General features: G+C 37.6%; 11 protein-coding genes. 7 read left to right on the top strand and 4 right to left on the bottom strand.

Features of this window, described 5'->3' with window-relative positions; translation table 11 throughout:
• Positions 1-50: 50 nt before the first annotated feature.
• Positions 51-929, bottom strand: a complete 879-nt coding sequence (locus EKM93_RS03855; RefSeq protein WP_164506980.1) for an RluA family pseudouridine synthase — start codon at positions 927-929, stop codon at positions 51-53.
• A gap of 120 nt (positions 930-1,049) precedes the next feature.
• On the opposite strand from EKM93_RS03855, the gene EKM93_RS03850 reads away from it, so the two are divergent.
• The 5 genes from EKM93_RS03850 to EKM93_RS03830 all read left to right on the top strand — a co-directional run bounded on the left by EKM93_RS03850 (position 1,050) and on the right by EKM93_RS03830 (position 8,556).
• Entirely contained in the window at positions 1,050-3,188 is a 2,139-nt protein-coding gene (locus tag EKM93_RS03850) for a PBP1A family penicillin-binding protein (RefSeq protein ID WP_125713251.1), read from the top strand.
• A gap of 25 nt (positions 3,189-3,213) precedes the next feature.
• On the top strand, positions 3,214-3,558 hold the full coding sequence (locus EKM93_RS03845; RefSeq protein WP_125713249.1) for a YlbF family regulator: 345 nt from the start codon (positions 3,214-3,216) through the stop codon (positions 3,556-3,558).
• A 169-nt stretch (positions 3,559-3,727) separates the two neighbouring features.
• Positions 3,728-4,939, top strand: a complete 1,212-nt coding sequence (locus EKM93_RS03840) for a metallophosphoesterase family protein (protein WP_125713247.1) — start codon at positions 3,728-3,730, stop codon at positions 4,937-4,939.
• Entirely contained in the window at positions 4,939-7,611 is a 2,673-nt protein-coding gene (locus tag EKM93_RS03835) for an ATP-binding protein (RefSeq protein WP_125713245.1), read from the top strand. Before EKM93_RS03840 ends, EKM93_RS03835 begins: the two co-directional genes overlap by 1 nt.
• Before the next feature lie 9 nt (positions 7,612-7,620).
• The gene (locus EKM93_RS03830; RefSeq protein WP_125713243.1) at positions 7,621-8,556 is read left to right on the top strand and encodes a 3'-5' exoribonuclease YhaM family protein; all 936 of its coding nucleotides are present in this window, start codon (positions 7,621-7,623) and stop codon (positions 8,554-8,556) included.
• Between the two features lie 63 nt (positions 8,557-8,619).
• Here EKM93_RS03830 and EKM93_RS03825 read toward each other — a convergent pair whose 3' ends face one another.
• The 3 genes from EKM93_RS03825 to EKM93_RS03815 all read right to left on the bottom strand — a co-directional run bounded on the left by EKM93_RS03825 (position 8,620) and on the right by EKM93_RS03815 (position 10,445).
• Positions 8,620-9,507 (bottom strand): peptidylprolyl isomerase PrsA, encoded by an 888-nt coding sequence (locus tag EKM93_RS03825; protein WP_164506983.1) that lies wholly within the window; start codon positions 9,505-9,507, stop codon positions 8,620-8,622.
• A gap of 163 nt (positions 9,508-9,670) precedes the next feature.
• Positions 9,671-10,009 (bottom strand): YtxH domain-containing protein, encoded by a 339-nt coding sequence (locus EKM93_RS03820; protein ID WP_125713240.1) that lies wholly within the window; start codon positions 10,007-10,009, stop codon positions 9,671-9,673.
• A 7-nt stretch (positions 10,010-10,016) separates the two neighbouring features.
• Positions 10,017-10,445 (bottom strand): HIT family protein, encoded by a 429-nt coding sequence (locus EKM93_RS03815; protein ID WP_125713238.1) that lies wholly within the window; start codon positions 10,443-10,445, stop codon positions 10,017-10,019.
• 102 nt (positions 10,446-10,547) lie between these two features.
• On the opposite strand from EKM93_RS03815, the gene EKM93_RS03810 reads away from it, so the two are divergent.
• Complete coding sequence (locus EKM93_RS03810) at positions 10,548-11,291, top strand: ABC transporter ATP-binding protein (RefSeq protein WP_125713236.1); 744 nt, start codon at positions 10,548-10,550, stop codon at positions 11,289-11,291.
• The gene (locus EKM93_RS03805) at positions 11,284-12,501 is read left to right on the top strand and encodes an ABC transporter permease (RefSeq protein WP_164506979.1); all 1,218 of its coding nucleotides are present in this window, start codon (positions 11,284-11,286) and stop codon (positions 12,499-12,501) included. The genes EKM93_RS03810 and EKM93_RS03805 overlap by 8 nt, the downstream gene beginning before the upstream one ends.
• Positions 12,502-12,616 lie beyond the last annotated feature (115 nt).

Raw genomic sequence — 12,616 nt, 5'->3', positions numbered from 1 at the left:
GGCTATAAAAAACGCTAGATCCGCCAATTTTTAGGGGATTTAGCGTTTTTTTAACGCAATAAATTTTCAAAACTACTGGGGGCAGGTGTTGTTACCGTAATAATATTTTTTGAAAAAGGTAAAGGAATTTTCATTTGATAAGCATGTAAAAACATCATTGGCATTTTAGAATGTGGATTATAAAGCGGGTCTCCTAAAATCGGGACGCCTTCAGCAGCGAGGTGGACACGAATTTGATGCGTGCGACCAGTTTGTAAACTCAAATGCAGTAATTGGTAGTTTCGATTTTGAGCAAGAATTTTAAAATCAGTGATAGCGGGCAAACCATTTGCCGAGACCATCCGTTTGCGGGGATCTTTTGGATCCAGACCGATTGGCCAAGTAATTTGGCCTTGACTTGGGAGTGCAAAATTATAGGCGACCATCGCTAAATAATTACGTTTAATCAGTTTATCTCTTAGTTGTGCGTTTAGAATCGGGACAACTAAGGGATTTTTTGCGATCATAATTAGGCCGCTGGTATACATATCTAAACGATGTAAAATATAGGGCTGTTGCTGTTTTGGTGCTAAATAGCCTGCAACTTGATTAAGCAAGGTATCCGTTTCATCGGGTTGATTGGGATGCGTTTTAATATTGTTAGGTTTGGCGACAACTAAAAAATCTTGATCTTCATAAAAAATCGTTAAATGGGTACCGTCACTAGGTTGATAAACTTGCTGCTGGGAGTCAACGTGACTAAAATGAAGGGTTAGTTGATCATTAGGCTGTAAGATAGTGTCAAAATGGTGATAAGTGCCGTTAACTAAAATGTTTTTTTCAATCCGTAAAAAATGCTGCCATTTTCTTGGAATGAACCAAGTCTTTAAAGCTTGACGAATATTAAGTGGTTGAAAATCTGCAGGTAATGTGAACTGACGCGTCAACATGAATTTGGACTCCTTTGAATAAATTAAATCTCTAATAAATCAATCTTAAGAACGGTGTACCAACTATTATATAATGTTACAATACTTAAAGTGTTTTTGTGAATTATATTGGAGTGTATTATGGATAATAATTCGTTTAAAGATCAGTTGAAGCTTTACCTGCAACGTTTTTGGCATTGGTTGCGGGCAATCCTTGGACGTTTTGGCCATTGGCTGCGATTAGTAAATCAGCGGTTTCATTTGATCCGCTGGTGCCTACTAATTGGCTTAGTTTTATTTTTATGTATTAGTGTTTTTTATACTTACAAAGCGAAAACAGCAGATGTTCAAAATTTAAAGTCTGCACTGCAGACCACCACCACGATTTATGATGCAGATAATCAAAAAGCTGGCTCATTATATGCGCAAAAAGGGACTTTTGTGGAGTTAGACCAAATTAGCGAAAATGTACAAAATGCGGTTATTTCCACTGAGGATCGAAGCTTTTATTCAAATCCAGGGTTTGATATCAAAGGTATTTTGCGATCGGTTGTAAGTTATGTGGTTCATCGAGGTCAGATCACCGGTGGCGGGAGCACGATTACGCAGCAATTAGCTAAGAATGCATTACTAACCCAAAAGCAAACTTTTGCACGAAAGCTAGAAGAGATATTCTTAGCTGTGGAAATTAATCGAGTTTATAGCAAAAAAGATATTTTAGCGATGTACTTAAATAACGCTTATTTTGGCAGCGGCGTCTGGGGTGTTCAAGATGCGGCCAATAAATATTTTGGTAAAAATGCTTCTGAGTTGACGCTATCTGAAGGGGCAACCTTTGCAGCAATTTTACGTAGCCCTAGTTTCTATAATCCTATTGATCATATGGATAATGCGATCAGTCGGCGAAATTTAGTTTTAGATTTAATGGTAGATAACGGCAAAATAACAAAAACACAAGCAGATACAACGAAGCAAACAAGTCTGGCCTTAAATGATACCTATACGCAAGAAGATGGTTATAAATATCCTTACTTCTTTGATGCGGTGATTGACGAAGCTGTCAATAAATACGGGCTTAAAGAAGAGGATATCATGAATAAAGGGTATCGTATTTATACAACTTTGGATCAAAGTTATCAAAAGGCAATGCAATCGGCTTTCGAACAAAACTGGGCTTTTCCAGCGAATGCCGCAGATGGGACCGAGGTTCAAGGCGGTTCAATTGCGATTAATCCAACGAATGGTTATGTGAGTGCGGTTGTGGGCGGTCGCGGTGAGCATGTTTTTCGAGGCTTGAATCGAGCCACTCAGATCAAACGTCAGCCAGGCTCCACAATGAAGCCACTGGCTGTTTATGAACCAGCACTAGAAGCCGGCTATCACTATGACAGTGTATTGCAAGATAAGCTGACAAGTTATGGTAAAAATAATTACCGACCCGCTAATGCGGACAATCAATATGCCGGTGAAGTACCGATGTATGTTGCCTTAGCCCAAAGTAAAAATGCACCGGCAGTTTGGCTGCTGGATAAAATTGGACTGAACAAAGGGGTGGCATCGGTCGAAAAATTTGGCATTAATGTGCCTAAAAGTGATCAAAACTTAGCACTGGGCTTTGGTGGCTGGGGCAAAGGTGTTTCGCCTTATCAAATGGCTCGAGCTTATACAGCGTTTGCCAATGAAGGCAAGTTAGCCAATACGCACTTTATTCGTAAAGTTGTGGATGCCACTGGTGCTGTCATCGTGGATAATAGCGATTTGAAGAGCAAGCAGATTATTTCTAAAAAGAATGCTAAAGAAATGACCAGTATGATGTTAGATGTGTTTAACAATGGGACTGGGCAAACGGCAAAACCAAGCGGCTATCAAGTTGCGGGTAAAACTGGGAGTACTGAAGTGCCAAGCAGTTATGGCTATGGGACTAAAGATCAGTGGATCGTGGGTTATACGCCGAATTTAGTGGTGGCAACTTGGATCGGCTTTGACAGTACGGATGCCAATCACTTTTTGGCAGGCACTAGTGAACAAGGGGTAGCGCCAATCTTTAAATTAGAAATGGAAAAAATGTTACCTAATGCACCAACCTATAATTTCGATACAAAATCAGCATCAACAATTGCGGCTGAAGCCAATAATAATGAGGGCAGCAGTGGAAATTGGTTTGATGATATTGGCTCAAATATTCAAGATGGCATTGAAAATGGAAAAAATGCATTAAAGAATGCCCAAGAGAAGGCCAATGAATGGTATAATGATGTGAAATCGTTTTTTAGCAATTAAAATCTCAACCTTAAAGGAGAACGTTATGGCTGTCAATATTTATGATACTGCGAACCAATTGGAACAAGAATTACAACAAACACCTGAATTTTTAGCATTGCAAAAGGCTTTTGCAGATGTTAAAAATGACGATTTTGCTTATGCTTCATTTAAAAAATTCCAAGAAAAACAAATGGAATTACAACAAAAACAAATGAACGGGCAAGACTTCACTGAAGAAGATATTACAGAAATGCAAAATATGAGTGATCAACTTTCTAAATTCGACACAATTAATAAATTGATGACTGAAGAAAGAAGTATGAGCACATTAATGGATGATCTTAACCGGATTATCTCTAAACCAATTTCAGATATTTACCAACCATAGTTTTTAACTTTGGCGGGATTAAGTAAATAGGGGGCTGAGACAAAACGTTGCTGTTTTGTATCTCAACCCTTTATTTTTTTCGAAATGGTTAATACAAAAGGGAACTTTTGTTTTTTTGGTGTATAGGATACAATAAGATATTAGAATTGCGATAAAACGAGGTGGGCCTATGAAATTTATTCATTGCGCAGATGCACATTTAGATAGTCCGTTTTTTGGACTGAAGCAAATTGATCAAACCGTGGGTGACAAGCTTTATCAAGCGCCGTTTACTGCTTTTGAACGGATGATTGATCGCGCGATTGCTGATGAGGTAGCTTTTATTTTGATTGCAGGGGATACATTTGACTCTCAAAATCAAAATTTAAAAGTTCAGTGGTTTTTAAAAAATCAATTTCAGCGACTACAAGCTGTGGGGATTCAAGTTTATTTAATTTTTGGCAATCATGATTATTTAAATGAAACAACGACACAGTTAACTTATCCTGAAAATGTGCATATATTCGGCGCACAGCCAGAAGTGATGCGCTATATTAGTGCAGAAGGCTTTAAAATTGATATTACCGGGTTTAGTTACGATCAGCGGCATATTACCGAGAATGTGGCCGCGGACTATCCTGAGCGGCGCTTAGATGCAGATTTAGCCATTGGTTTACTACACGGCGGGCTAAAAGGTGCTGGGGATGCAAATTATGCGCCTTTTGAATTAAATGATCTGTTACAAAAAGGTTATGATTACTGGGCTTTGGGGCATATTCATCATCGGCGGGCATTAAATCGGCGGCCGGATATTATTTATGCGGGTAATTTACAGGGCCGTAACATTGATGAAAGCGGCGTTAAGGGTTTTTATGAAATTAATTACCAATATAATGATTTGGCGACTGCCTTTGTGCCGGTTGCACCGTTTCAATGGCAACAAATGACAATTGAAGATCAGCAGCGTTTAACGGTACCGGAGGTGGTACAGCATCTTAAGAGCATGCTGATTTCGCTGCCAGAAAAAACGAATTTTTTGTTGCGGATTATTTTAAAGGCAGATTCGATTGATGCAAACACGCAACAAGCTGCCGCTAATGGTCAATTACTAGATATTTTGCGAACCGAATTAAAAGCATTAAATTCAGATCAGATTATTTATCCGATTAGTGTTCAGGTTGCGGCAGATGCGGATTTGGACTTGCCAGAAATTGATACAAAATATTGGCAGGTAAGCGTTGATGAGATTTTTAGCGCAACAAATTTACAAGAAGTGCTCGGTAATTTGAACAAGGAACGTTTTGTAACAGATAAGTTTGTACAAACGGAGGCATTGCAAGAATTACGCCAGGCTGCTGAATTGAAGATTTTAAATAATACGAAAGACGAGGCTGCTGACTAATGTATATCAAAAGCGCAAAAATTTTTGGTTTTGGCAATTTAGTGGAACAGGAATTTGAATTTGATTCAAATCTAACGGTTGTTTTTGGACCGAATGAAGCCGGAAAAAGTACATTACTAGCTTTTATCACCAGTATTTTATTTGGTTTTGCAACGAAGAAGAGACCTTATGAACAATATATCCCTAAAACAACGGGGCGTTATGGTGGCGAATTAGTTTTAAGTGTTAATCAGCATGAACTATTGCTTCGGCGAACTGGCGGCAGTACAGGCGGTGAATTAGAAACTTTTATCGATCAGCAAAAAGTAGATAATGATACATTTTACAAAATGATTCATCCCTTAACGAAGGACTTATTTAAATCATTATTTTATTTTGATACAAATGAAATGTTAAAAATTAGTGATCTAAATAAAAATGAATTGATGCAGCAAATTTTAGCCATTGGGGCGGTTAATAGTGGTGATTGGTTAGCCACAGCTCAAAATTTTGAAAATGAGGCTAAGGCCCTTTATAAATCCAGCGGCCGTAAACCGCCAATTAACCAAAAACTGTTGCATTACCACCAGTTAGAAGAAAAAATAACGCAAGCAAAGCGGAGTTTACCGAAATATTTGAGCTTGCAGCAACAAAGCGATCAAGTAACAACTAAGCTGAATTACTTAATACAAAGCCAGCAAGAAACAGACCATCGAGTTCAAACGTTAACCCACCTGCAACAATTATGGCCGAGCTATGAACAATACTTATCGTTGCAGCAGCATTTGGATGAAACGGTGAATGCGGCGCAAATTGAAACAACTTATGAACAATATCAGCAAATTCAAACTAAAATTGATCTGCAAACGGACTTTATTGAAAAACGGCGTTCAGAAAACGCAGCCAATCAATCTGTAAATGAAAATTATGTGAAATACGCTGAAGATTATCAAAAGATTCAACAGCAATTGCCGCATATTCAAACGTTAGTTAGCCGCCGGGAAACGTTGCAAAAACGCATTGCTGAAAATAAAGATCAGCTGCAGCAACTACAGCAGAGTAACGAAATGATTACCGCGGATATGACACCGTTATCCAGTGAAGATTTGAGTTTAGTCAGTCAAGATAATACGCAATTGCAGACCCAGTCAGCTTTGAAAGAGCAATTGACCCAAAGCGATACTGAGCTGCAGTTAGAGGAAAATAAATATGTACGGGACTTAAATCAAATCCAAGCCGCGCAGCAAACCGATGATTCTCCTGCAGAAAATCAGAAATTCTTAAATGGCTTGATTTTATTAGGGGCATTATTAACGGTTGTGGGTTTGTTTATGCCAAGCATTGTTAAAATTATTGCATTGGCGGGGGTCGGTATTATTGGCTTAAGCCTCTATCAAAAACGGGTTGTTGTGGCTCGACAGCATGAAGATATGGCTGAAGATCCTAATGCCCAGGTAATGTTGCAGCAAGTTGATCAGATCAAAGCCCGGCGCCATGATTTAGGCGTTAAGTTACAAGATACGAATCAAAAAATTGCAGCTTTGACCCAGGAATTAGCAAGCATTAACCAAAAGTATAATTTGAGTCCGGAATTTGATCCGCTAAAGCTACAGCCATTATTAACGACAATGACGCAATTGGCCGAGGATATTCAAAAACAAGAGTCCGAATTAGCTGAAATGCAGCAAACTTTAAAAGCGTTTGACAATTTAACAGAATTTTTACAAGAATCATTGAGCCAGTCACCAATCTTTTCGAAGGCATATTTTGATACTTTAAAACAAGCTGTGCAGACTTATGAGCGGGATGCGGCTGAAAATCAAGAAACGATTTTAGCCCAAGAACAGCTTCAAGGCTGGTTAAAACAGCAAAAAGCAGAAATAGCCGATTTGAAATGGCAGCAGCAGCAATTACTGCAGCAATATCAGTTTGCTGATTTTGAGCAATTACAACAGGCAACGCAAGATTTAAAAACGGTGGCCAGTAACCAAGAACGCTATAAATTCTTATCTGAACAGTTACAAGCTAACTTAGACCAATTGCATCAATTTGATAATCTAAAAGGACTAGAGGCCCAATTAGATAGTCAAAAACAGCAACTTGCACAAATCACCGAGCAGGCCAATCAATTAAGCCAAAATGCCAACGATTTGACAGTGGATCTGGCCCAATTAGCGACGAGCGACAAGCTCCAAGAATTACAGCAGCAGCTGGCTAATTTGCAAACTGAATTGTTAGATGAAATTCAAGATTATCTGTTAGAAACACTAACAGCCCAATGGATTCGTAAAACGTTAGAAGCCGCTAGCCAAAATCGATTGCCACAAATTTTGGAACAGGCAGAACGGTACTTTAAAGTTTTAACGATTGAAAAATATGAAAAGATTTTATTTAGAGATCAAAATATCTATGTTCAGACAGCGGATGCCCATGAATTTAATGTGAACGAGCTTTCTTTAGGCACAATGGAACAGCTTTATTTAGCACTACGCCTGGCATTTACGATGACCTTGTCAGATCTTGTTAAAATGCCAATTTTATTAGATGACGCACTAATCAATGCAGATCAACAACGACAAGAACAACTTATTGCGCTGATTAAAGAAATTAGTCAGCAAAATCAAATCATTTTTACAACAGCGCATCAGGAATTTTTAGCACAATTTCAAGAACAAACAGTGATTCGTTTATAAGGAGAGTTTATGGAAAAGGGTTTAAGAGATTATCAAGATGGGGATCGTGTGGATCAGAATGTTTTAATTAAGGATGCCGATATTCGAACGGCTAAAAATGGCAAACCATTTATTGCTTTAGTTTTTTCAGATGTCACCGGGCAAATCACAGGTAAATTCTGGGCGGCACAACCAGAAGATATTGCTAATTTTAAAAAGGGGCGTATTGTCCATCTAAAGGGCTTGCGGGAAATTTATCAGACGAAACCACAAATTAGAATTGATAAGATGACCGTTATGACCAACGAAACTTTAAAAGCAGAGGATTTTGTACCTAAAGCGCCCTTGCCTAAAACAGATTTGCAGTCGGAATTAAATGCTTTTATTTTCAAAATTACAGAAGCTAAATGGAATCGAATTGTCCGCTACTTATTAAATGAGCGGGGGGATGACTTTTTTAAGTATCCGGCAGCAAAAACAAACCATCATGCTTATGAAGGCGGCTTAGCCTTTCATACGATTAGTATGTTGCATTTGGCTGAAGCGATGTGTCGCCAATATGCCACCATTAATCAATCGTTGCTTTATGCAGGGATCATCTTGCATGATCTTGGTAAAACCATTGAATTGAGTGGTGCAGAAACAACGAGTTATACCTTAGCAGGAAATTTAGTGGGCCATATTGTCTTAATTGATGAAGCGATCAGTCGGGCTTGTAATGAACTGCATTTTGATTTAGATGATGAAAAAATTGTTATCTTGCGCCATGTGATTTTAGCCCATCATGGCAAATTGGAATATGGTTCCCCAGTAATTCCTAAAATTTTAGAAGCAGAGGTATTACATCAATTAGATGAGATGGATGCTTCAGTGACTATGATTTCAGACGCTCTAAATCACACGCCCAGTGGACATTACACTCAGCGGATTTTTGCCATGGATCAGCGTCAGTTTTATAAACCATAAATTATAAGTTTAAATAAGCCAAAAAAAATAGCCGCATAATTATGCGACTAATTTTTTTTTGGTTTATTTACTTGAGCTAGAAGAAGAACCAAGATAACCTGCAAGGATATCTTTAAGGTCATCATCTTTAATTGTAATGTCGCCCTTCTTCAAGACTTTGGCAATTACTTTTTGCATGACAGTAGAATCTTGCATCCATTTAGTATAAAGTTGTTCTTTCAATTCAGCAGTATGATCAGACATCTTACCCTTACCAGGATTCTTGACCATCTTGATAACATGATAGCCATAATCTGTTTTAACAGGTGTTTGTGTGATTTCGCCTTGTTTTAACTTGAAGGCTGCTTTTTTGAAAGTAGAATCTAAGGAAGTATCGCTGTTATCAAATGCAGCTAATTTACCGCCCTTATTCTTAGTAGCAGTGTCTGTTGAGTATTCTTTTGCAAGCTTAGTGAAATCGCCACCGTTATTTAGTTGGTTAATAATATCTTCAGCGTCAGCTTTTTTAGCAACTAAAATATGTGCAACGGTAACTTTTGGTTGATAAGATTTCCATTGTTTCTCAAGATTAGCTTTGGTTACTTTTTTGTTTGCCTTTAAAGCAGCTTCAGTTAATAAGTTCGTTCTGATGTTTTTCTTGAAGCTTGAAGCAGTCAAGCCATTTTGTTGAAGAATTGCGGAGAATGAAGAACCATATTGGCTCTTATACTTGTTGTATTCTTTTGTAACGGCCTTCTTAGAAACTTTATCACCATATTGTTCTTCAAGAACTTTAGTGATAATCAGGTTTTGCAATGTAGATTTACCAGCAGATGATTTTTTCATTTCATCGTAGTATTCATCTTTGGTAATCTTACCACCATTTGTTGTAGCGACGGTACTGTTGCTAGAGCAACCAGCAGCGACGACAACAAGCATTAAACCAGCGAAAGCTAGTAAAAGCTTCTTAATACGCTTTGACATTAAAAATACACATCCTAATTCCTAAATTTTTTACTGTTCATGCAGTAATGTTCTTGAATAATATACCATAATTAAACCTTAAATAATATCAAATTCAGAAAGGATTCCTTACATTTTCACACATTTTTCACAGATTTTATAGAGTATACTGTTAAGATGGCTTCATTTGGTTCAAAGAATCGTTCAATTCTTCAACTTCAGCATTGATCTGTTTAATGCGTGGTTCAGTTTCAAATTGAAAGGTATTCATCGTATCGTTTAAATCTTCAGCAGCACTTTTAGCAGTTGTTTGCAGTTCATGACTCAAATCAGCAACCGCACGCTTAACTTCTGCTAAGCTGCCTTGAAATTCAATACTTGCATCGGTCACGGCACCAACGTATTCTGTTAAACTACGGATACGCTGAGGGCCGGTTTTTTTTGTAGTTAATAGGCCGTAAGCACTACCAATTAGCGCGCCTAATAAAAGGCCTTTAGAAAAATTTGCCATCTAATCGTTAAACCTCCAAATTTGCTTTAATATTGTCGGCAATTGTTTGTAATTGCGCTGGGGTATATTGGTCAGTGTGGTCACCAAAGCGAATGGCAAAGTCATCGTCTTTTGTATAACGGGGAATAAAGTGGATATGTGAATGAAAAACAGATTGATAAGCTAAAGCGCCGTTATTATTAATGATATTCATCCCAGCAATTTTTGGATCACTTGCCTTGATGGCTTTAGCAATGATTGGAATCCGGGCAAAAATCTCAGCCGCCAGTTTTTCATCATATTCGAAGATATCGGCCACATGAACCTTAGGCACCATCAGTGTGTGGCCTGGGGTAACTTGCGAAATATCCAAAAACGCCTTCACATAATCATCTTCGTAAACCGTTGTACTAGGAATTTCATTACGAATAATTTTACAAAAGATACAATCTTCCATGAAAAAGTCCTCCTTGCATAGATAAATAATTTCTAAACTTTAAATTTCATGCTATCATAAAGTGATTAACTTTTACAGAATTAGAAAATGAGGGGCAAAAAATTGAGCTTAGAAATTAAGAATTTAACCGGCGGCTATGCCCATGTAGCTGTTTTAAAAGATGTCTCTTTTGTTGCAAAAGATGGCGAGATTACGGGACTTATTGGTTTGAACGGTGCCGGGAAATCTACGACAATTAAGCATGTTATCGGCTTATTACTCCCCCATAAGGGCGAAATTTTAGTAAATGGGCTAACATTGAATAAAAATAAAGATGACTATCATAAGCAAATTGCTTATGTTCCAGAAACACCCGTGCTTTATCCAGAATTAACTTTAAAAGAACATATTGAACTAACAATTTTGGCTTATGATCTTGATAAAGAAAAAACAATGACTAAGGCAACGGAACTATTAAAGAAATTTCGATTAGATAATAAATTAGATTGGTTCCCAAGTAATTTTTCTAAAGGGATGAAACAAAAGGTGATGATTGTTTGTGCCTTTATGACCGACGCCAAACTATTCATCATTGACGAACCGTTTACAGGGTTAGATCCTTTGGCAATTCATGATTTATTAGATATTGTTGAAGAAAAGAAGACCCAGGGTGCAGCAATTTTGATGTCCACGCATATTTTAGCCACAGCGCAGCAATATGCAGATCAATTTGTCTTATTAAATAGTGGTCAAGTAAAAGCTGCCGGGACGCTAGAAGAATTAAAAGAAACTTTTGGCATGGCGGATGCAAATTTGGATGATATTTATTTGCAAATGAGTAAAGAGGCGGTTGATGACCATGCTTGAGTTGTGGCGAAAACGACTGAGACAGCATCAAGCTCAGCAGTTTAAATATTTACGGCTGGTTTTTAATGATCATTTTGTAATCGCCGTAATTTTTTTAATTGGTGCTTTAGCTTTAGGCTATGCCAATGTCTTAAAGTTAATTCAGCAAAGTTATTGGTGGGGGCCACTGGTGATTGCCGGGATTTATACATTTGTCCTTTCAATTGGACATTTGGCCACGCTGTTTGAATCTGCGGACAGTACCTTTTTACTGCCTAAAGAATCTGACTTATTTCATTATCTAGTGGCGGCGCGTAAATACAGTTTATTGGTACCGACGTTAGTGTTAATTTTGACTGGTGTCGCCGTTTTTCCATTTGCAATGGTTATTGCACCTAATTTTTCATTAACAAGTGGGATAACGGCAGTCATCGCCTTATGGATTTTGAAAGATTTACAGTTATGGCTTGAATTTTTAAATTGCTATGCTGTACCTGGCAAAAAAACAGCCTGGTATATGGAAAAAGGCTATTTTTATCTTATAAGTTTTATTGTTTTAGGGGTAGGTGTTTATGTAACACCGATTATTAGTGTGATTGCAGCGCTTATTTTGAACTTATTAATTCGGCGTAATGTGACCAATGAGGCGTTAGAGGGACAGTTAAAGTTTCAAGAAGTGATTGTCCAAGAAACAGGCCGTCAATTTAGAATTTTAAAAATTTATAATTTATTTACAGATATTCCAAGTCTACAACGAAGTGCCAAACGCCGGAAGTATTTGGATTGGCTAGTAAACAGATTACCTAAAAACCATAAGCAAAGCTACTTGTATTTATTTGGTCGGGGCTTTTTGCGTGGCACGGAGTATTTAGGCTTTTATATGCGCTTTTTAGTGATTGGCACTTTAATTTTATTTTTTATTAAACAGCTTTGGCTGGCAGTTATCTTATATTTGTTATTATTATATCTGTCCGGCTTTCAATTATTACCTTTTTACGATCAATATGATAGTATTGTTTTTACAAAATTATATCCGGTGGCCGTTCAAGATAAATTAAAGTCATTTCAACAATTGCTATGGCTTGTTTTAGGATTGCAGTGGCTGATTACATCGATCCCACTATTAGTTACTTTTGGGCTGACCGTTATGTCCGGTTTGATGGTGCTTGTTGGCCTTATTTTTACTGGTGCGTTTATTTTAGGTTATACGCAGATGCGTTTGAAAAATTAAACCGTTGGGCCGGCGTTGTCAAAATAATTTAGTAATTGTAAAAAGATCGTTATTGCTATCCTTAGGCACAAATAGTATCGTTACAATGTAGTAAACGAAGGATAGATCGGTATTA

It is taken from the genome of Agrilactobacillus yilanensis (assembly GCF_003946725.1).
GTDB classification, from domain to species: domain Bacteria; phylum Bacillota; class Bacilli; order Lactobacillales; family Lactobacillaceae; genus Agrilactobacillus; species Agrilactobacillus yilanensis.
The sequence above is the reverse complement of the archived record's forward strand: the minus strand, read 5'-3'. Positions and strand labels throughout refer to the sequence as shown.